Annotated in this window: 25 protein-coding genes and 1 pseudogene; 15 read left to right on the forward strand and 11 right to left on the reverse strand. The window is 41.8% G+C overall.

Translation table 11 applies throughout. From position 1 onward, the window contains the following. Positions 1-97: 97 nt before the first annotated feature. Both B5D77_RS14900 and B5D77_RS14905 read left to right on the forward strand, forming a co-directional pair. A complete protein-coding gene (locus B5D77_RS14900; protein ID WP_002731874.1) occupies positions 98-451 on the forward strand; it encodes a DUF1257 domain-containing protein in 354 nt (117 codons plus the stop codon). A 100-nt stretch (positions 452-551) separates the two neighbouring features. Next, positions 552-1,208 carry a class I SAM-dependent methyltransferase gene (locus tag B5D77_RS14905; RefSeq protein ID WP_002756909.1) on the forward strand — a complete coding sequence of 219 codons (657 nt, stop codon included), beginning with the start codon at positions 552-554 and terminating at the stop codon, positions 1,206-1,208. Here the strand turns inward: B5D77_RS14905 and B5D77_RS28140 are convergent. From B5D77_RS28140 to B5D77_RS14925, 4 genes are all read right to left on the reverse strand, one after another. Then, a complete protein-coding gene (locus tag B5D77_RS28140) occupies positions 1,166-1,420 on the reverse strand; it encodes a hypothetical protein (RefSeq protein ID WP_061430124.1) in 255 nt (84 codons plus the stop codon). The two genes, B5D77_RS14905 and B5D77_RS28140, sit on opposite strands and share 43 nt — an antisense overlap. Continuing rightward, positions 1,417-1,644 carry a hypothetical protein gene (locus B5D77_RS14915; protein WP_002756907.1) on the reverse strand — a complete coding sequence of 76 codons (228 nt, stop codon included), beginning with the start codon at positions 1,642-1,644 and terminating at the stop codon, positions 1,417-1,419. The genes B5D77_RS28140 and B5D77_RS14915 overlap by 4 nt, the downstream gene beginning before the upstream one ends. Before the next feature lie 567 nt (positions 1,645-2,211). Further along, the gene (locus B5D77_RS14920) at positions 2,212-2,451 is read right to left on the reverse strand and encodes a DUF4339 domain-containing protein (RefSeq protein WP_254052968.1); all 240 of its coding nucleotides are present in this window, start codon (positions 2,449-2,451) and stop codon (positions 2,212-2,214) included. Between the two features lie 784 nt (positions 2,452-3,235). Further along, positions 3,236-4,717: a YdiU family protein gene (locus B5D77_RS14925; RefSeq protein WP_254052969.1), complete on the reverse strand. Its 1,482-nt coding sequence runs from the start codon at positions 4,715-4,717 to the stop codon at positions 3,236-3,238. A 31-nt stretch (positions 4,718-4,748) separates the two neighbouring features. Here B5D77_RS14925 and B5D77_RS14930 point away from each other — a divergent pair, with 31 nt between their 5' ends. Together B5D77_RS14930 and B5D77_RS14935 are read left to right on the forward strand one after the other, a co-directional pair. Beyond that, positions 4,749-5,006, forward strand: coding sequence for a chlororespiratory reduction protein 7 (locus B5D77_RS14930; RefSeq protein ID WP_045358403.1), 258 nt, complete (start codon positions 4,749-4,751; stop codon positions 5,004-5,006). A 173-nt stretch (positions 5,007-5,179) separates the two neighbouring features. Continuing rightward, the gene (locus B5D77_RS14935) at positions 5,180-5,590 is read left to right on the forward strand and encodes a salt stress protein, Slr1339 family (RefSeq protein WP_106909116.1); all 411 of its coding nucleotides are present in this window, start codon (positions 5,180-5,182) and stop codon (positions 5,588-5,590) included. A gap of 6 nt (positions 5,591-5,596) precedes the next feature. Here the strand turns inward: B5D77_RS14935 and B5D77_RS14940 are convergent, their stop codons facing one another. The 3 genes from B5D77_RS14940 to B5D77_RS14950 all read right to left on the reverse strand — a co-directional run bounded on the left by B5D77_RS14940 (position 5,597) and on the right by B5D77_RS14950 (position 9,900). Next, the gene (locus tag B5D77_RS14940; protein ID WP_106909117.1) at positions 5,597-6,826 is read right to left on the reverse strand and encodes a hypothetical protein; all 1,230 of its coding nucleotides are present in this window, start codon (positions 6,824-6,826) and stop codon (positions 5,597-5,599) included. A 142-nt stretch (positions 6,827-6,968) separates the two neighbouring features. Continuing rightward, entirely contained in the window at positions 6,969-8,678 is a 1,710-nt protein-coding gene (gene menD, locus B5D77_RS14945) for a 2-succinyl-5-enolpyruvyl-6-hydroxy-3-cyclohexene-1-carboxylic-acid synthase (protein ID WP_106909118.1), read from the reverse strand. 256 nt (positions 8,679-8,934) lie between these two features. Continuing rightward, positions 8,935-9,900 (reverse strand): hypothetical protein, encoded by a 966-nt coding sequence (locus B5D77_RS14950; protein ID WP_008206713.1) that lies wholly within the window; start codon positions 9,898-9,900, stop codon positions 8,935-8,937. Positions 9,901-10,099: 199 nt separating this feature from the next. Here B5D77_RS14950 and B5D77_RS14955 point away from each other — a divergent pair, with 199 nt between their 5' ends. The 4 genes from B5D77_RS14955 (at position 10,100) to B5D77_RS14970 (ending at position 12,807) form a co-directional block, all read left to right on the forward strand. Beyond that, on the forward strand, positions 10,100-10,510 hold the full coding sequence (locus tag B5D77_RS14955) for a Mov34/MPN/PAD-1 family protein (protein WP_008206716.1): 411 nt from the start codon (positions 10,100-10,102) through the stop codon (positions 10,508-10,510). 6 nt (positions 10,511-10,516) lie between these two features. Then, positions 10,517-11,029 carry a cobalamin biosynthesis protein gene (locus B5D77_RS14960; protein ID WP_106909120.1) on the forward strand — a complete coding sequence of 171 codons (513 nt, stop codon included), beginning with the start codon at positions 10,517-10,519 and terminating at the stop codon, positions 11,027-11,029. Positions 11,030-11,036: 7 nt separating this feature from the next. Next, positions 11,037-12,212, forward strand: coding sequence for a lipid-A-disaccharide synthase-related protein (locus tag B5D77_RS14965; protein ID WP_106909121.1), 1,176 nt, complete (start codon positions 11,037-11,039; stop codon positions 12,210-12,212). 253 nt (positions 12,213-12,465) lie between these two features. Beyond that, the gene (locus B5D77_RS14970; protein WP_106909122.1) at positions 12,466-12,807 is read left to right on the forward strand and encodes a DUF4164 family protein; all 342 of its coding nucleotides are present in this window, start codon (positions 12,466-12,468) and stop codon (positions 12,805-12,807) included. A 103-nt stretch (positions 12,808-12,910) separates the two neighbouring features. Here B5D77_RS14970 and B5D77_RS14975 read toward each other — a convergent pair. After that, positions 12,911-15,094 (reverse strand): annotated as a pseudogene (locus B5D77_RS14975) (tetratricopeptide repeat protein); the annotation flags it as partial. Between the two features lie 63 nt (positions 15,095-15,157). Next, positions 15,158-15,562 (reverse strand): hypothetical protein, encoded by a 405-nt coding sequence (locus B5D77_RS14980; RefSeq protein ID WP_106909124.1) that lies wholly within the window; start codon positions 15,560-15,562, stop codon positions 15,158-15,160. A gap of 9 nt (positions 15,563-15,571) precedes the next feature. Between B5D77_RS14980 and B5D77_RS27755 the strand changes: the two genes are divergently transcribed. From B5D77_RS27755 to B5D77_RS14990, 3 genes are all read left to right on the forward strand, one after another. Next, entirely contained in the window at positions 15,572-15,694 is a 123-nt protein-coding gene (locus B5D77_RS27755; RefSeq protein WP_256386878.1) for a hypothetical protein, read from the forward strand. Between the two features lie 57 nt (positions 15,695-15,751). Further along, positions 15,752-16,815, forward strand: a protein-coding gene (locus B5D77_RS14985) for an ISKra4 family transposase (RefSeq protein ID WP_106908108.1) whose coding sequence is annotated in 2 segments (ribosomal slippage) — positions 15,752-15,908 and positions 15,908-16,815 — 1,065 coding nt in all. Because the reading frame shifts where the segments join, the coding sequence is not laid out codon by codon here. Between the two features lie 47 nt (positions 16,816-16,862). After that, complete coding sequence (locus tag B5D77_RS14990) at positions 16,863-17,291, forward strand: hypothetical protein (RefSeq protein WP_254052970.1); 429 nt, start codon at positions 16,863-16,865, stop codon at positions 17,289-17,291. A gap of 251 nt (positions 17,292-17,542) precedes the next feature. On the opposite strand, the gene B5D77_RS14995 is transcribed toward B5D77_RS14990, so the two are convergent. Together B5D77_RS14995 and B5D77_RS15000 are read right to left on the reverse strand one after the other, a co-directional pair. Beyond that, positions 17,543-17,728 carry a hypothetical protein gene (locus tag B5D77_RS14995; protein ID WP_008206695.1) on the reverse strand — a complete coding sequence of 62 codons (186 nt, stop codon included), beginning with the start codon at positions 17,726-17,728 and terminating at the stop codon, positions 17,543-17,545. Continuing rightward, positions 17,703-17,987 (reverse strand): BrnT family toxin, encoded by a 285-nt coding sequence (locus B5D77_RS15000; protein WP_008206693.1) that lies wholly within the window; start codon positions 17,985-17,987, stop codon positions 17,703-17,705. The genes B5D77_RS14995 and B5D77_RS15000 overlap by 26 nt, the downstream gene beginning before the upstream one ends. 364 nt (positions 17,988-18,351) lie before the next feature. On the opposite strand from B5D77_RS15000, the gene B5D77_RS15005 reads away from it, so the two are divergent. The 4 genes from B5D77_RS15005 to B5D77_RS15020 all read left to right on the forward strand — a co-directional run bounded on the left by B5D77_RS15005 (position 18,352) and on the right by B5D77_RS15020 (position 19,861). After that, entirely contained in the window at positions 18,352-18,627 is a 276-nt protein-coding gene (locus B5D77_RS15005) for a hypothetical protein (RefSeq protein ID WP_002737737.1), read from the forward strand. Continuing rightward, positions 18,624-18,992, forward strand: coding sequence for a clan AA aspartic protease (locus B5D77_RS15010; protein WP_106909125.1), 369 nt, complete (start codon positions 18,624-18,626; stop codon positions 18,990-18,992). The genes B5D77_RS15005 and B5D77_RS15010 overlap by 4 nt, the downstream gene beginning before the upstream one ends. A gap of 253 nt (positions 18,993-19,245) precedes the next feature. Then, positions 19,246-19,458, forward strand: a complete 213-nt coding sequence (locus B5D77_RS15015) for a type II toxin-antitoxin system VapB family antitoxin (RefSeq protein ID WP_002758634.1) — start codon at positions 19,246-19,248, stop codon at positions 19,456-19,458. Between the two features lie 13 nt (positions 19,459-19,471). Continuing rightward, positions 19,472-19,861 carry a PIN domain nuclease gene (locus tag B5D77_RS15020; RefSeq protein WP_255348765.1) on the forward strand — a complete coding sequence of 130 codons (390 nt, stop codon included), beginning with the start codon at positions 19,472-19,474 and terminating at the stop codon, positions 19,859-19,861. The last annotated feature ends 30 nt before the right edge of the window (positions 19,862-19,891 follow it).

The following is a 19,891-nucleotide window of genomic DNA, read 5'->3' on the forward strand; positions in this document are numbered from 1 at the left end:
TCTCAGGGACTAGCAATGCCTCGCAAAGCCGCTTGGCGGCACTCTTTAACTCTCAATCTGTTGTTGTTAATTCTTAATCTACAAAGAGGAAATTCCAATGTCTCATTTTAGCACTCTCCGGACCAAAATCACCGATGCCGAAATCCTCAAAGCTTCTCTCCGCGACCTCGGCATTAGCGTAAAAACCGAAGCTGATGTTCGTGGTTACAACGGTCAACGGGTTCGTTCTGACATCGTTGCTGTTCTCGATGGCGAATATGATCTCGGTTGGTCCCGCAATACCGACGGCAGTTTCGATTTAATCGCTGACCTCTGGGGTGTAGCCAAAAAACACAATCAAACCGAATTGATCAACTCGATCAACCAAAAATACGCTGTGAACAAAACCCTATCCGAAGTGAAACAGCGCGGTCTGCAAAACGCTAACGTTAAGCTAGTCGTTCAAAGCTAAGATTTACAGCGCGTTCCCAAGCCTAGGGGTTGACCAGTTCGGTTAACCCTTTTTTCTGTCTGTGGGGTATGTTAAGAATAGTAAAATTAACTTGACAAAAATGCTCCGACCCGAAGAAAGAACTAAACTCGATCCGACCAAAGACAGCGATTTTTATGCTTTTCCCCGCTTCGTCACCCACGTGGATGAGGGTTTTATCGATCGATTAACCGCTCTCTACCGAGAGATATTATCGCCGAATACACGCATTTTAGACCTGATGAGCAGCTGGGTGTCCCATTTACCGGAGGAGATGGAATTTGAGCATATCGAAGGTCACGGGATGAATGGGGAGGAGTTAGCCAAAAATCCCCGCTTGCATAGTTATTTTGTCCAGGACCTCAATGCACAGCCAAAATTGCCCCTAGGGGATAGTTCTTTTGATGCGGTGTTAATCACAGTATCGGTGCAGTATTTGCAGTATCCAGAGGCGATTTTTGCGGAACTGTATCGTATTTTAAAGCCTAATGGTCTGGTGGTGGTCAGTTTTTCCAATCGGATGTTTTACCAAAAAGCGATCGCTGCTTGGCGCGATAATAGCGATTTAGGCCGGGTAGCGTTAGTGAAATCCTATTTTAAATCGGTGGCGGGATTTAGGGAAGTACAGGCGATCGTTCGTCCTGCTACTACCCCCAGTTTCCTGCAAATGTTAGGAATTATGGTTGCTGATCCCTTCTATGCAGTGATAGGAAAAAAAGAATCCTCTCTAGGATTATAGTCATCGTTTGAATTCTTAATCCCTAATGCTCGCCATCCAATGCCGACTCTGACTGACCAGATTTTTTCTCTTGGTTTCACCTCTTTGAACTCTAGGCTGGGGTGAAATGGATTTTCTTTCCAAATCTGGTAATTTTTCTTGGCTGTTTCTTGTACCCTTTGCGGCAAACTTAGAAAAAGTTGACGAAACCTCTTGGTTCTGGATGACTTCATTCTTCCCCAAAGCCTTTATCTTCTGTTCTCCCCTCTTGTTCTTCTATCAGAGCTTCCTGTGCCATTGTTATTAAAGCTCCCAATTCCAGATCCTCGTTGGAAAGGCTTTTCTGCCATTTTAATTCACCTTCAATATCTTCCAGCAATTGTTGAGCAAGTTCATCTTGAAGATGCTCTGGCAGTTTCTGGATTTCTGTGAATGCTTTTTGCAATAGAGTAGTCATGTTTTGTTCATGTTTTACGGGTATTGAACTATTTTACTACTTTTTCTACTCTTGCAATCTAACGGTTTAAGTTTGTCTAAGTAGGTGGGTGGAATTAAATATAAAATGAACGTAGGTTGGGTTGAAGCATGAAACCCAACGCCCGCATGGGTTACGCTACCGCTAACCCATCCTACAAATAATTGTGCCTACCTACTTATAGCTTTATTGTCAACGACTTTAGGGAATAACGGGCTTCAATAAAAGGGCTTCTGAGGGCTGCTCAAGCATTAATAAGCTGTTCGTAATTTAAATTGCTTGTTGAGACGAGGCAAGAGGCAACAGTAAAGGAATTGGAGGAGATTCGGCTAATCTAAGAATAAGCAGTTTAAATAGGGTTTGCTGAATAAATGTGAAATGTAGGCAAGGTAGGGGTTTTGTGGCGGGAGCATCTCACTTACGCGATAAGTAATTATACTTAGCCTAAAAGCCACTCTTAATCGTGTCTTGGAACGAAATAGAGGCTTTTAAAGACTGCGTACATGGAGAATTAAAACAAGAATTACCCTCGAAAAGCCTATTTTTCCACTAAGTATTTATGCTCATTGCAAAGGTGAGATGCTCCCGAGGTAATTCGCGTGGAATGGGTGGAGGTGCATCCTCTGGTAGAATATCGTTTAATTCAGTTTGGCTCAGGGGTTGCCATTCTTTCATACCTTTTTTCCAAACTAAAGTATTTTCATTAATATCACCTTGATTGGCTAAAGATTCCATCTCTTCAAGACTGAAACTGCCTCTTTTTTGATTGTCTTCTATAAAGTACCACATAACTTTTGAACCTATCTACTAATAGTCTGTTTGGATGATAAAAAAAACAAAATTATTCACTGCATTTTAAAAATGATATTGGGCTTTGTTCTCCTAATAACAGTAAACTTATCGCCATTAATTGCGAAACCTTAATGGATATAGCCTCGTTAAGTTACTCCTGAATTTCTGTCTAACTACATATTATAGGTCAACTCTGTGTATAACACTCTTCAGAGTAACGATATGGGTCAACTTTCTGCATATCACTCCATTTAGGCGCAATCGCAAGAAGTTCTTCGTCTATCACGCCCAAAAGCGTGTTAACCAGATGAGCTTACTGCAAACAATCTCCTTTTAAGGAGACTTATCACAGAAGCCTTCTAGGGTTCTAGCAAAGATTCTTAGATATGGCTGCACTTTGTCACAAAATTTCACTATTATTTTGACACTCTTAATGGTTAGAAGGGAAACATTGATCGCCAAGTCTGGTCAATTTTTTTCCAACGCATTTCAGGACATGACCTGCATAAGTAGCTAGACATAATAGACCTCTTGTAAAAATCAAAAATTGTTGTTAGGGTGAGGAGTCAGTAGCCAGTGGTCAGTAGTCAGGAGAATTAAGAATGAATAATAATTAACTAAATGGTCTATTTACAGATTTTATGTCATTTAATCCTTATTATTGTCGTTTTTAAACCCTCAAAAATTAATTATACAAGAGGTTTAATTAATTACACATATTTAACTACCTCTTGCCTATTTTAACCAAGAAATTAACTTTGCACCACTACTTATTACTTAATTACTGTTTATTTTGTAATTTTATCACTAATTCTTGGAAAGGTTGCCAATCATCTTTATAGGTAATGGCTTCCCAAACCGATTCGATTAGCGGTCTAAGTAAAGCGGTTTTAGGATTATAATGCGTTAAGGTATCGCCAATTTGAGCTAAGGAATCTAGGGGTAATTGATTTAAGACCAAACTATATAACTCTCGCCAACGTTGCCAATCAGCTTTTGGTAAATCCGTATTTTCAAGAATTAGAGAACTATTTTCTCGCCAACCGTAATTAAATTGTTCACTTAATTGATAGAAAAAGTCGTGATAACCGAGGCCTGTTTCTTGGAGAACTTCCACAGTTTTGCTGACCAGTAAAGCGGATTCGGGAGTAAAAATATCCTCAAAACCTAACTTTTTGAGCATCATTTTTTGATAATAAAAATTGTAATGCTGGTCATAGTTAGCCAAAGCCATATCTAACTCTAACAAGGAGACGACCATCGACAGGGGAGATTGCAGTAACTCTAGATTTAAGCGACAGATAAAAGGCTGATTGCCATAACTATAACGGCCGCCGTAGTCGAAATAGGCCGCCGTAAATTGGGGGTTATAGGAAGGAATAAAAGCGTAGGGACCATAATCGAAACTTTCCCCAGTAATTGACATATTATCGGTATTGAGAACCCCATGACAAAAACCTGCGGCCATCCATTGGGCTGCTAATTTAGCGGTTCTTTCGATTAAAGCGGCGTAAAATTTTAAATAGCGATCGCTATCTTGGGGATTGACTTCGGGATAATAATAAATAATCACATGATCGAGGAGTCTTTTAATTAAATCGCTACGTTTAATATGAAATAAACGCTCAAAAGTCCCAAAACGAATATGAGAATTACTAACTCGAATCATCACCGAAGATCGCGTCGGGGAAGGTTCATCGCCGCGCCAGAGGGATTCCCCTGTTTCCACCAAACTCAAACAGCGAGAGGTATTCACCCCTAAACCGCGTAAAGCTTCCGCGGCTAAGACTTCTCTAACTCCACCCTTGAGAGTTAACCTACCGTCAGCATGACGGGAATAGGGGGTCCGTCCCGATCCTTTCGTACCAAAATCGTATAATTTGCCATCAATACCCCTAACTTGACCGTAGAGAAAACCGCGACCATCCCCCAAAAAAGGATTATACTCGCCAAATTGATAACCATGGTAACGCAGGGCCAAAAAGGGGGTCAGGGATTGAAATTTACCAAAAGCCTCGATAAAATGCTCATCTAAGGTTAATTCTGGCTGGATTCCCACCAAAGGTAATAAAGCATCATTGCGAAAACGAAGGATATGACTGGGAAAATCCGCAGCCGCAACTTGATCATAGTATTGGTCCCCCAAGTCCTGCATGGCGCTTTCGTAGGGGAGACTGAGAAAGGGATTGGTGAGATGGTCTTGGTCTGTCATAGTGGTGGTGTCGATCGAGCTTTGAGGCGATAAAGTGATAAAGATAGCCAAAAAATTTTCCTAGTGAGACTATCAAACAGCGATGCCCGATTCTATTATGTATCAAGGGGACTATTTTCTTGTCCTTGAGGCCGATCAACCTGAACAATTCCAGACTCCCGACCAGTTGCGGGATAAGTTAAAAGATTTAATCACCGCAAAACCGGAGATTTGTCCCCGACAATTGGCAAAATTCTCTAGTTTTGAGGAAAAAGCTCTCTATCTGCGCGATAATTACTGTGAGTTAGACCTGGGTGAGGAGGGTTATTTACAATGGTATGTGGTCCGTTTGGAAAAATAAGGAAACCCATTATTAAGTAGTTAGGTGTTAAAAACTGTCAGACACCCCCCTTATCAAGGGGGGATTAAGGGGGGATCCATCTTCAATTTAATTATAACCAGCTACTTAGTTATTAAGGCAGAGGGAATCAGAGCAATTATCTTTTTAACTTTTTACTTTCTAACTTGATCATTATGGGAGAAATAGAAGATTTACTGGCACAAATGAAGGCAGAATACCAGAAACGGGATCAGGAAAAACCGATGCCGTCCCCTTCTTCTCGCCAAGAAAAAGATCGTTCTCCGGCCGAATTTAAGGTTAATTATGCCGGCGATTCTTCTACCGATGCGCTTTTAAAAGCTTTAGCCTTAGAAAACCAAGAAAGGGAACAACAGGAGGCAGCGGAAAAAGAAAAAGCAGCGGCATTAAAACAGCAGCGTAAGCGAGAAGCTTTAACTAGAAAGGCGAAGCAATGGTTAGATAAGTTAGATGCCAAATCGGAGGAAGGACGCTGGTTTGAGGAGTTTTCCTATAGCTACGATTCTCCTTTAGAAGCGGCGATCACCTATCTAGAAGCTTTGGGAGAAGTGGATATTTCTAAATGATCAGGTCTAATTTAAAGTTGTGGGTAAATTGGCCGCATCAAAAACTTGATTATGCCACCAAATATTATCACCGGCTATAATATTTGTGCCGTAACGAGGGACGATGCCATAAACAGTGCCGGGGTCATAATCCAAAGCTTGACTGATGAGATTGTAGAGACGTTGTAGATCAAAACCCCGGGGGTCACAATGGGGATATTTTCCTTGATTAATCAGAAAACTATCCACGGCAAAATGGCTGACAATTTGCGGTAATTGTCCCGTTTGTAAGGCTGCGAGGAGATAATATTTCGCCGTTTGTTGGTATTGAAAATCGCTGTAACCGGGGAGGGGTTGCAAGCGTCCTTTGGTCAAACAGTGGGATCCCGGCGCTTGTACCAGTTCAATGTTAACGCTGGAGATAACCCGACGATTTCTTTCGGCAAAAATTGGTCGCAAGCGATCGCAATTAGGGTGAGATAGCTGCTGACAAATCGCTTCTGTTGCCCATAATGCGGTGCTTTTTGCCCCATCAAAGTAATTTGTGGGATATTCTTTGACTAAACGCCTAAAGACGGCTTCTGAAGGCGTATTTAACCATATTCTCGCTCTTTTTTCTAACTCAGGGGCCGATCGCGTACTCAAAGGAACACCCGCTAAAGCAAGTGCAAAACCCTTGACGCGGATAGTTTCTGGGGTAAGTTGCCACAGTTGACGCACTAATTGATCTCTGGTGTCTGCGGGCAGCATTTCGGCCGCTTGTTCGTAAAAAGTGGCCGTGGGACGGTGACGTTCAAAAAAAGGCCGGGCGATCGAGTCTAAAATATCTCTATCCCTGGAATTCGGTTTGCGGGGGATGTAAACATTCGGACCCAATTTCATCGGACCGCGAGCATATTTTTTCTGTTCTTCGATGTTACCCGCAGTCATACTCCAAGCTGTATCGTGGAGAATAAACAAAGGGGTGCGATCGAGGGTTAATTCGGTTTCTGACGGGGTAATTTGCAAAAATTCGGCGATTTTCTGCTTTTCTAACTCATCTAGACTCTTACCGGCTAAATTCTCCCCCACAGTGGAGGGATTAAAAATATTTATGGTGGCAGTGGAGAGACTAGAGGTATTCAGTTTTAAAATCAGTAGGGACAAGACCAAACTAATCACCAAAGAAGTCACTCCCGATCGCCATTGTTCCCAGGGAAAGATAGAATATCTAGGGAGAGAAAATTGTCTTGATTTTTGCCGTCTTTGTCGATTCATCGAACCTTTTTAACTCGCTTTCCACCCATTGTATTGACTTTCTCGAAAAAGGGAATTAATTCTTGCAATAGGCAGCTTTGTTCTCCCCACACCCCACTTCATAATTCATAATTCATAATTCATAATTCCCACACCCCACACCCTACACATAATTACTGAGGAACCATTGAGTATTAAAAGCTCGATCGCAGGATATTTCTAGTAATCTTAGGCCTGATTCCGGTAAAACTGCGATTTTTTCCTGAAAATCAGTCCAATCGCTGATTAAATGGTAATCGATACCGTAGGTGTGACAGAGTTGGCAAAAGTCGATATTTTGGGGAGTGGCAAAAAATTCTTCAAAGGGAGGGTCAAATTTGGCGATCGGCAACATCTGGAAAATGCCTCCCCCCTTGTTATTGATTAAAATTATGGTCAAGGAGCCAACAAAATATTTTTTGATTAAAAAACCATTTGTGTCGTGTAATAGGGCTAAATCTCCCGTTAATAGCAGACTAGGGACATTTTTATAAGCTATTCCCATCGCAGTGGAGAGGTTGCCGTCGATGCCATTGGCCCCGCGGTTAAAATAGGGACGAATTTGGCGATCGCTAGGCGGGTTAAAAAATTCCGCATAGCGAACAGGCATACTATTAGAGATAAATATCGGGGTGCGGGGGGGGAGGTATTGGGAGAGCAGCCAGGGGATTTTCCCTTCAATCAGTTTAGTTTCTGCTGCCAAAAGGCGATCGATGGTTAATCTGGCTTGCTGGTCGAATTTCTGCCATAATTGCCGATATTCTTGGTTATTCTCGGTTTGCTCTGGGAATAAATCCCCTAATTGCTCGATATTTACCCTGAGATGTCTGGTTTTTCCCTGTAGAGGATCGTAATTATCGGGATGGGGATCGATAATCCAGCGCGGACAGTCGATTTCTTCTAACCAGGTCCGTAATTCTTTGCTGGTGGGTAATTCGCCAATTTGTAGGACAACATCGGGGGTTAATTGGGTTCTAAGGGCAGGATTCCGCAATAATAAATCATAGGTGGTGATGAGATGGGGATTTAACCCTGCATAGTTTCGCAGAGGAGATAAAGCTTCTGCTAAGACGGGATATTGTTGCGATCGGGCTAAATTAGCGATCGCCTGACAGTAACTTTCGGGGTTTTGCGGGGAAGCTAATCCTGCGATGATAATTCCTTGGGGGGGTAAAGAAGGAATTTCGAGAATTGAGCGGTTAATGGGCATATTTTGCCGAGATATGTGGCTAAAAAAAGCCTCTTGGTCAAAATTAGCCTCTAAATTGTTAATTTCTAGATCGGGAGTTGGTGCGAGGGGCTCCCGAAATGGTAAGTTGAGATGCACCACTCCGGGGACAGGATCAAGACAGCGCCACCACGCGTGGATGATAGTTTGACGGAGATAGCGTAAACGCTCGATATTGGCACTAGGACAGCTAATTTCCGCTTGCCAGTTGGGATAATTACCGTAGAGTTTGACTTGATCGATAGTCTGACCGGCGTGAGCATGACGCAATTCTGGGGGGCGATCGGCGGTTAGAATTAATAAGGGGACATGACTTTCTTTTGCTTCAATGACTGCGGGATAAAAATTAGCCGTGGCGGTCCCGGAAGTGCAGACTAAAACCACCGGTTGATATAATTGTTTGGCTAATCCCAGGGCAAAAAAAGCGGCCGAGCGCTCGTCTAAGATGGGAATAGCTTCAATCTGGGGATGTCTTGCCAAGGCTATCGTTAAAGGAGTCGATCGCGATCCGGGAGAAACCACCCCTATCTTCAATCCCAAACGGGCCAATGTTTCGACTAAAATAGAACCCCAAAGTGTATTAAGATTGCGAAAATCGATCGACATTTATCAGTTCAGTCCAAAGGTTAGGGGACAATAAGATAAATTTAACATTGGCTGGAACCGGCCAAGAATAAGTTATTCCTGAGTCAGCGATGCGGGTTAAGTTTACTCTCAATTCCCAGGCCAATTTATCCCTTTTCGGGTTCCCTTCTCGCCAAGTTTTAAGGGGAAAATTTAGATACTGCTGCTCAACCTTCTCTTTAACGGTTTAGGAATCAAACCAAATAGCTGCACCTTAGCCATCATCCCCAATAAATAGCTAGTCTTTCCCAAAATCCACATAGGTTAATCCTGTTTTAGCGTCGGTTAGGGACTTACGATATTTATCATAAATTGCCTCCCCAGGAATATCTTCCGAGAATTGCTTCGGTAGTTTAAAAGAGGTGCGGGGATAGCGTTGGCGGATGTCAAGAATGGCGCGATAGGGAAGATACCATTTACGCATTACTTTCAACAATTCGGCAAATTGAGCGTAGGATTTGCTATGTCTGTAGGTCAGGGCAATGTATTGCAGCATTCGAGCATAGGTTTCCGGTTTGCTCTTATTATTAGGCACACCGATAATATTTTTCAGCTTCTCAAAAACTTCGTACTTACTAATTACCAAAACAACTAAACTAGGATAATCTAGTGTTTGTTTTTCGCGAGAAGTCTCCACGATATCAGAAACAGTTCTGAGGACAGAATAGTCCGCTAGTTGGTAGGCTTTAAATAGGGATAAAAGTTTTAATCCTAATTCGTACTCTGCCAGACGTTCCAATTCAGTTTGATAGGCTTTTAGGGCAACTTTTCCCTCCTCCGTTTTCACATCGGGCAGAGTTTCCAGCAACTTTTCTGCTACTCTAGCTTGAAAAGCCGCCTTATCTTCGTAGTCAGAGGCAAGCAGAGATTCCACATATTGATAAAAATCCTGTTGTTTAGAACTACGATAACGAAATTCTGTTTGATCAAGGCTTAAATAACTATTTTTTGCTTCGATCGCTCCTTGCAGTAGTTTAATACTTTCATCTAGTCCTGCGTATTCTCCAATTCCTCTAGCTAGACAGTATTTAATCTTCACAAACATGAGAAATTCTTGACCGCTAAACTTATCACTATCGATCGATTCTGCTGTCTTGGCAAATCCCCCCAGCGCTGACATTTCCCGGTTGTGGACAATCTGTACCAATTCAGGCACCTCTGGCTTGAAAAGTTTTCTTAAAATCAATTCTATGAATTTTCTCATCTTCAGGCACCTCCGGCTTTTTTTGAAACAATTTTGTTAGAATTAATTCTACGGCGTTGATCCTCAGCATAAAGTATAACCGAATTTGCCATCGACTGCTGAGGAACGACTCGCCAAAAAGAAGACTTTGTACCTCGGAGTCTGGGCAAATAACTGATTTTGAGGGATTGAGATAGATAGGTTTTGAAAATTTTCCCTTATGATCCTGATTACAGAACAAATTTACCAGCGCATTGTCACCCACGCCGAATCCACCTATCCCGAAGAATGTTGTGGGTTACTCGTGGGAAAAATTACCGAAACCGCAGCCCAAGTGATCACCGTGCAAACCACAGAAAATAACTGGTCAGGTAATAGGAAAAACCGCTTTAGTATTGCGCCAGAAGTGCTTTTACAAGCTCAAAAATCGGCGCGGGAAAACCAGCTAGAAATTATTGGTATCTATCATTCCCATCCCGATCATGCCGCCATTCCCTCGGAAATCGATCGCCAATTAGCCTGGTCAGGATATACTTATTTAATTGTCTCCGTAGTTTCAGGACGAGCGATCAATTTACAAGCTTGGCAACTGGACGAAGGCGAACAATTTCAACCGGTAAAAATATTATAGTCTTGTATGACTAGCGCTTCCCCTGCTTTCCACTCACCCGCAATCGATTTAATTGGGATAGGTCCCCTGTGGACAGGTTTTAGCCAACCTGGTTTTTACCCCGATCCTTCCGGGGCAAAAGTGCAGTACCATGGACGATTATTATGGCTAGGAATAGGTTGCATCCGTGGGACGGAGAAAGCGGTCATAGATAGGGCAATTAGGGATGTTTTTAAGCGTTATCACCTCTCTTTAGCCGCTATTGCTGGTATCGCCACCCTTGACATCAAAGCTGATGAACAGGGTTTAATTGCCTACTGTCAGGAGAAAGGATTGCCACTAAAAACCTTTACTGCTGAGGAGTTGAGAGATATTAATGTCCCCAATCCCTCAGCTATTGTCCACAAGAAAGAAGGAACCCCTAGCGTCGCTGAAGCTGCCGCTTTAAAAATGGGCGATACTTTGCTAGTCAGCAAGCAAATAGAAGCCAAATCGGTGACGGTGGCAGTTTCTTTGGCAGCAAGGGAATATAGAGGATAACAAATCGATGCTTAAACAGGTTTTATTTCTTAGTAATGGTCATGGTGAGGATTTAAATGCTAGTTTAATTCTGGGGGAATTACAAAAAATTCAGCCCCAATTATCTATAGCTGCTTTGCCTTTAGTGGGAGAGGGAAAAGCTTATCAAAAATTGTCAGTACCAATTATTGCCCCCACTGCCACTATGCCATCGGGGGGAATTATTTATACCAATCCTTTGAATTGGATTAAGGATATTGGTGCGGGATTAATTAGTCTAACTATTCAGCAAATTCAGGCAGCTTTTAAAGTTAGCAAGGATTGTGATTTATTGATAGCAGTGGGGGATATCGTGCCGATTGCGATCGCTCGTTTAACCGGTCGTCCCTTTGTGGCTTTTATTGTTTCTACTTCCAGTTATTACGAAGGCACAATTAAATTACCTTTACTCACGGAATTATGTTTAAGATCGAAGAATTGTTTAAGAGTTTTTACAAGGGATAAATATACAGCAACAGACCTACAAAATCGGGGTATTAAAAAAGCGATTTTTGCTGGTTATCCGATTATGGATGTCTTAACACCAACGGGTAAAGATTTAGAATTAGATCGTCAAATTCCCATGGTTGCTTTATTAGCGGGGAGTCGTTTACCCGAAGCTTTGAGTAATTTGGCTTTACAGTTACAAGTCTGTGAGGAAATAGTTAAAATTAAACCGATACAGTTTCGGGCTGCTATCATTCCTAGTATCAGAGAAACCGACTTAGAAAATTTAGCTAAACAAGAAGGATGGCATTATTTAGGAGCGGGAAAATTAGAGAAAAATGGGGCTTTATTGTGCTGTTATCGTGATGCTTTTGCCGATATTCTACACCATTGTGACGCTTGTTTAGCCATGGCGGGGACAGCAGTAGAACAAGCGGTGGGATTAGGAAAACCCGTCCTACAAATACCCGGATTTGGTCCCCAATTTACCTACCCTTTTGCCGAGGCACAAATGCGCTTATTAGGGGAATCGGTGATAACTATTGGACAGAAACCCACGGAGGTAAATTTATTTAAAAATGCCGCGGTTAAAATTATTGATATTTTGACAGATTCTCCTTATTTACACAGATGTTTAGAAAATGGCAAAATTAGAGTGGGAGAGTCTGGAGGTAGCAGAAATATTGCCGAGGAAATTTATAGCATTTTTCAAAAGTAATGGCAGAGATAGTTATACTAAATCCGTTGAGTATAGGCTACATATCAGGACAGGCAATAGATAATCAGAACGTAGGTTGGGTTGAAGCATGAAACCCAACACCTGCAAGGGTTACGCTACCGCTAACCCATCCTACAAATAATTGTGCCTCCCTACTTATCAGGACAGGCAATAAATAATCAGTCTTTAATAACCAGATTTAGGATTAAAATAAAATTATTATACTATCATTACTCCCAGGGATGTTACCAAAATGTCTAACGAAACCGTTACTTATAGTCTTGAATCTGTCCTCAAGGAAATCAAAGACAGCATCAAGGAAGTTAACCAAAAAATCGATACCTTCCAACAGGATGTTAACCAGAAATTTGATAGCCTACAGAAGGATTTTAACCAGAAATTTGATAAAATTGACGAACGGTTAACTAAGCTAGAGGTAGGACAGACAAAACTAACTGAGAAAGTCGATGGGATGGATAGAAGACTAGAAAAGGTGGAAGGAACCCAAAAAAATCAAGTTTGGACGTTAATTATCCTTTTAGGAGGAGCGATCGGAACAGCAGCATGGCGCTCTTTCTTTTCTGGTAATCCCTAGAAATATTACTATAATTTCTCACTTTAGGGTAGTTATGAGGGGAAATTAGCAGATGTGAAACTCAGGTTAAAAATAAGGGATATTTAACCCATCCTACCCCTAATTATGCTTTCCTCAACCATCTTTTTAACAATCGCCACAATGCCACTATTATCACCCCAATTAAAACTAAAGGAAACTTAACCACCCCCAGAAAGAAAGCAACGATTAAGGGATATTTTCGGGTTTCTAATTGCCGAATTGCCTGATCGCACTTTTGAACATATCCTGCTAACCCCAATGCTTGATATAATTCCCGCGCTTGAAGAATTGCTTCTTTCGCTTCCGATATACGTTTGAGTTTATAGTAGGTAAGTCCCAGATTAAACCAAGCTTTCGCTTCACCCCCCCGATCACCGATTTCCCGTGTGATTGCTAAGGACTGTTGATAAAACTCGCTCGCTTTTTCGTATTCTCCTAGGGATTGGTAAACATTGCCTAAATTATTGTAGGAATACGCTTCACCCCCCCGATCACCGATTTCGCGTGTGATTGCTAAGGACTGTTGATGAAACTCGATCGCTTTTTGGTATTCTCCTAGGGATTTGTAAACAATGCCTAAATTACCGTAGGAATTCGCTTCACCCCCCCGATCACCGATTTCCCGAAGGATTGCTAAAGACTGTTGATGAAACTCGATCGCTTTTTGGTATTCTCCTAGGGAACCGTAAACATTGCCTAAATTATTGTAGGATGCCGCTTCACCCCCCCGATCACCGATTTCGCGTTTGATTGCTAAGGACTGTTGATGAAACTCGATCGCTTTTTGGTATTCTCCTAGGGAATTGTAAACACTACCTAAATTATTGTAGGAATTCGCTTCACCCCCCCGATCACCGATTTCCCGAAAGATTGCTAAGGACTGTTGATGAAACTCGATCGCTTTTTGGTATTCTCCTAGGGAATAGTAAACATTGCCTAAACTGGTGAGGGATGCGGTATATTTCCAGTTGGTTTGCTCCTCCTGTTGTTGGTAAACAGTGACTAATTCAAGGTAATAATCGGCCCGGGTTTGATAATACCCCCGTCGGGTGAGAAAATCATCGATAGCATGGAGAATATCAAAAGCATTGTCGTACTCGGTTAACTGATAGCAATGATAGAAAATTTCTAGGTAAGGTTGCACATCGTTGAGGATTTCCCAGGAGTCGGGTTGAGCAATAGAAAGATAATAGGCGATCGCTTTTTGGTGTAATTCCCTTTGATCGCCGGCTTTGTATTGTGCATATTCCCAAACTAAAGGCTGAAAACTAAAAATTCGCTGGCGATTTTCCTCTTTTTCTTCTAATAATGATCGTCGCTGCAATTCTCGCAGATCTGCCGTGATCTCGGATAGTGCGATCTCTGGGTAATTATCCATCACCGCTTTGGCTGCCGGAGAATCAAATTCACGGCGATAAATGCTGGTTTTAGTGAATAATTCCTGCTGTCTTTGGCTAAGTCGCTGAAAACTAGCATCTAAAACTAAAGCAATTCCCACTGTCTCTTGACGATGACTCCCCACCACCTGCGAATCGCTCAAAAGTTGCGATAAATTTCCTAATCCTAAATCCGCTAACCTTTCTAAACTGGGGTTTTGCGGAAATTCTGCTAAGATTAAATCCGCCACCAATCGCAGGAGTAATGGATGACCATCCACCCGTCGAGAAAAGTTCTCTAGATCCCCTGTTATTTGCGATTCCGCTAACAATTGCGCCCCTTCAGGAGGTTTCAAACCTTTTAGCTCAATCCAATGGTTAAAACCCCTAGTTTTTGGCTTTTCTCTGGTGGTGACTATAATTTTGCTAGTGTCACCTTTTTCTATCCAAGCAGTGAAAAACTGCTGATAAAATTCATTATTCCAAGAACCATCTTCCCCTAATAAACTCTCTAGATTATCGATAATAATTAGGTGGCGATGGCGTTGCAGTTGTCTGATTAAAGCTTCCTGTAAATCTATTTCTTTTTCGGGGACAGGATAACCAAATTCCGTCAGGAGTTGGCGAGCTAAACCACTAAATCCGCCCAGATTTCCCGCTTCCCACCAAAAGCGTTTTGGGAATAAATCTTCATCGTCCCCTAGGGAAGGATCGAGGGGAATTTCCTCCTCAAAAATTTTACTGGCTAGGGTAGATTTTCCAATTCCTCCAACTCCTTTGATGCCAATCATCGCAACATTTTGATCATTAAACCACTGCTTAATTTGGGTGATTTCCTCCTTCCTTCCCTGCCAATGGACGAGACTTTTTCGAGCATCTCCTCCCTTGAAAGTACTCCTTTGACTACTGCGATTATTTTCTATTGCGTCTGCTTTTGCGTGCAGATCCGCCAGTCATTCAGGAGGGATTCCTAGATTTAAATTACCCTTAACTTCTTGAATGTTCAATTGTTGTTTAATATCTTTGTTAATTTGCATACCAATTTGAGTTTTCGTTTCTGTTTGATTCTGATTAATTGTCATAATTTGTTGTGCTAGGGTTTGGATTTCTTGGGCAAAATTGGGATCTTTGAGCATTTCTACCTGTAAAAAAGGAACCACTTGCTGTTCAATCATCGCCTCGGATTTGGTTTGTTCGGCTGCCGCTAAAACCTGAGCGGCGGTGGGTTCCTTTTGTAACTTTTGCTTAATTTTTTGCCACAATTCTACACCTTTATCCATTGCTCCTTCCGTTAATTTACCGATAACAGCTTCAAAGGCGATTTTAGCGATTTCGGCGGCGGCTAATTCGGCTAACATAATTATCAATTGCGAGAATTTTTCGCCATTCTAGCACAACGGCAACGGGAGCATCTCACTTATGCAATGAGTATTAATACTTATAGCAGTCAAAAACTAGAAAATCTTCAACTTGATCACAAAGAGAAATGAGATTATAATAGTTATAACTTACAATTCAGAATAGCTCTCGATGGGAGGAATAATTCAATGTTATCAGAAAATGAAAAAAGAATTAAAGAGTTATGTCAAGAGTTAGGGCAATGTCTCTATGAGCAATCCCAAATTAAGAAATTTAATAACTTGGGAGAGATAGAGGAGACAGTCAGAGATTTAATGATTCATTATGTTAACCCAGAAATCGGTATTTTTTTGTCAAAACAAGCACAGAAGAAACTGCCGGTCGGACGAGAAAAGTGAAAAGTATTTTGGGGGAATTACCAATTACAGAAAAACAAGCGAAAAAATTAGAAATAAAGTCTCGGACTCAGATGAGTCCAATGTTAGAGAAGAACTGTTTGCTATTAAGTGGCGATGAATCCTACGAAAAATCGGCGCAGAAAATCAAATCATTGACAGGGATTGCTGTTTCTCACAGTACCCAACAACGCCTCGTACATCGATATGCTTTTGAAGAATTACCGTCTAACCCAGAAGTGGAAGTGGAAGAAATGAGCCTAGATGGCGGTAAGGTACGACTAAGAACTGCCAAGGGAAAAGCCTTAATTTGGCGTGATTATAAAGCAGTGAGTTTTCATCAACTGGGGGTAGCGGCTTTTTTTCAAGATAACTCAGCTTTATTAGATTTGGTTAATTCTCAAGTTTTGGCCAAGCCTTTAATTTGTTTAGGAGATGGACATGATGGTATCTGGAATTTATTTCGTGAGATCGGAGAGAAACAGGAAAGAATTGAAATATTGGATTGGTATCATTTAATCGAAAACCTCTATAAAGTTGGCGGGTCATTCCAGCGAATTGAGGAGGTAAAATGTTTTCTATGGAAGGGGGACGTGGACGCCGCTATCTCTTGTTGTGAAGGATGGTCAGAGCCGCAAGTTGAGAATTTTATTACTTATTTAAACAAGCATAAACATCGAATTGTCAATTATGGTTATTTGCAGGCAGAGGGGATTTCCATTGGCTCTGGCTCCGTCGAATCAAAAATTAAACAAATTGCTCATCGTCTTAAAATTACTGGTGCAAGTTGGCAATCTTGTAATGTACCGCAAGTCCTTCGTCATCGCTGTGCTTATCTAAATGGTTGCCTTTTTTAACTTTTTTATTGATCTCATTAAGCATTTCTACTTATTGCAAAGGTGAGATGCTCCCATTACCTCCCCCGTTTCCGACTACTTATAGAAATGTTCAAAAAGAAAGAGTTGAAACAACAAGTCCTTATTCCCCAGCACCGGCCTCTCAAGAGGATGCTAGAATAAAGCTGCTCTATGCTGCGAAAGCTAGAATATGGGCGCACTGGCTATTTTGGCTTTTGATTCCCTTCATTGGAGGTATAATTAGTGTTACAAAAACTAAATTAGAAGGTGATGAACCTCGCAATCAAGCAATTAGTGTACTAATCTTGTCTATAATGAATACTATATTTCCAACCTGGTGGTGGTTCAGTTTAGCATTATTGGCAAATATGATTTTCGGTGCATACAAAACCCAAGAACTTATAGAAAAGGCAAGACATCAATTAAATATAAAAGATCCCTTACAAGCTGAAAAACAACTTTTTAACCATTTTTAGTTGCCGTAGGGTGCGTCCCCTAATCTGGATCCTACTGCTCCACCGATCGATTTTTGGGAACGCACCATGCACATTTATTGAAGCTGTGAGTTTAAGTGCGATGCCGATCTTGTAGGGTGCGAAAACGCGCGTGTAACGTACCTTTTTCAAGTTAGCTATAATGTCGGTTAGACAATACTCTTATGAAGCGTTTAACCATCAGATATACATTCATGAGCATATTGTTCCACCAGTAATTCGATTATTTTTTCCTAAGTAATTTGCTTTCGAGCTGCTTGAGATTTAAAGAAGGTTACACTTTCTTCTGTTGATTCTAATGTTACTTGAGTAGTTTTGGTTTTACCTTTAGGAACTAACTGGTCTGGAGGCGGTAAAAAATCTTTAACGACTTGTCCCAGTTCCATTGGTTCATCAGTATAAGTTATTTTGCTGTTCATATAGTTTACGTCCTTTTCGCCAATAACCAGCTCCAAAAATTCTAACTTTTCCTTCCCGGTAAGTAAAGCGTACCGTGATAATTCCTTCATCGACTTGCCCCATACAGTAAAATCGATTTTCTTCTTGACTGTGAGCCAGATCTTGTACGATAACTCTTTTGGGGTCAAAAAATGCGTATTGGGCTAATTCAAAGGAAACATCGTGTTTCTGTTGGTTTAAACGATTTTTATCTTCATCCCATTCAAAGCTTTCATCCATAGGCGGAGTTGATAAGCCCAACCACTATGATTTTAACATAGGCTTTAAAGAACATGAGTTGAATCAAATTGATAGGCTGGTGATAGAACATCAAACAACATTACTCGATACATGGCATGACTACTTTGACACTTGAGACAGAACCAACCTTAAATCAAGTGCGATCGCCGTTCTTGTAGGGTGCATTCCCTAATCTAACTTCTACCGCTCCACCGATCGATTTTTGGGAACGCACCATGCACATTGATTGAAGTTGTGAGTTTAAGTACGATGCCGCTCTGGTGGAACCAGTTGAGGAATGTTAGGGAAGATTCCCAATGTTTGGTTAAAATAGAGGGGCAAAAGTCGCCACAGGGTCGCTTCAATGACAGTTAGACAACCCCGCTACAGTAAAGAAGAATTTGCTCGACGTGGTAATGAGATTTATCAATCTCAGGTACGTCCCCAAGTCGAGGAGGGAAATCAGGGGAGAATTGTGGCAATTGACATTGAAACAGGGGCTTTTGAAGTAGCGGATGATTTGGTAAGCGCAGCGAAGCAACTTTCTGCACGAGTGCCTGATACTCAGACATGGTTTGTTCGCATTGGGCATTCAGCCGTCGATCACTTTGGCGCAAGGAGCCTGAGAACAAAGCCATGATGCAAGGTCGTGTAAATCAAGGGTGTGAGGCGACGTTGACGATCGCAGTCAGAAACAATGAAACAACGCAGATAGTAGATGCTGTAATTGATACAGGGTTTTCGGGTTTTCTCACCTTGCCGTCTGACATAATTGCTAGGTTAGGGTTTATTTGGGAGGGTCGAGATCTGGCGACATTAGGCGATGGGACTTTCTGCACGTTTGAAGTTTACATCGGGCTTGTGATCTGGGACGGGCAATACCGTGAGATTTACATCAACGAATCAGAGACGGTTCCGTTGATTGGGATGCAGCTCTTAAGAGGATACGATTTGCGAATTCAGGCAATTGAGGGTGGTTTAGTTACGATCGAAGCGTTGAAGTAGCGATCGCCGATCTGGTAGGGTGCGTTCTCTAATGTCAGTCTTACTGCTCCACCGATCGATTTTTGGGAACGCACCATGCACATTGATTGAAAATGTGAGTTTAAGTACGATGCCGAAGGCACTACGCCATTGCCGTATGTAGCTTAAGGCTTGAGGGCCAACTAACAAAGATATGCCCAGAGGTGGGTTAGTCATCTATCGGATTAAAATGTAAAGAGAATAATCACCCATACTTCAATCTAATATCCATCCTATGCAAATTACCCTCAACCTTGATGAATCCCTTCTCAAGGAAGCCTTTCAACTGACCAACCTCACCACCCAAGAGGAACTAATGAATCTTGCTCTACAAGAATTCGTAAGATCCCGCCGGAAGAAAAACCTTCTCGACCTTGCCGGACAAATTCAATTTGCCCCAGATTTTGATTATAAAGCCCTACGGGAAACCGGTCATGTTGCTGATTGACACATCTGTGTGAATCAGCGTCTTCCGCAGTCGTGGTGATCAAGTTCGCCAGCAACTGGAAACGTTAATTGCAAATCGTGAGGTTTTACTCACCCGCTTTACTCAGCTGGAACTGCTTCAAGGGAGCTTAAACGAGCAAGAGTGGACAATCCTCTCTACTTATCTCGAAGTGCAGGATTATGTTGAACTCACACCTTCTTCCTGGCCAGCAGCTGCACGTATTTACTATGATCTGCGTCGTCAAGGATTGACTGTTCGCAGCCCAATTGATTGCTGTATTGCTCAAGCGGCACTAGAAAATGATCTGCTTCTAATTCACAACGACCGTGATTTTGAAACCATTGCTCAAGTGCGATCTCTTCAAAATCTCCGTTTTCAGTGCGATGCCGAAGGCACTGCGTAGCAGTATGCCGATCTTAATAAGCTATATTAA

The organism is Microcystis sp. MC19 (assembly GCF_003019735.1).
GTDB lineage: Bacteria > Cyanobacteriota > Cyanobacteriia > Cyanobacteriales > Microcystaceae > Microcystis.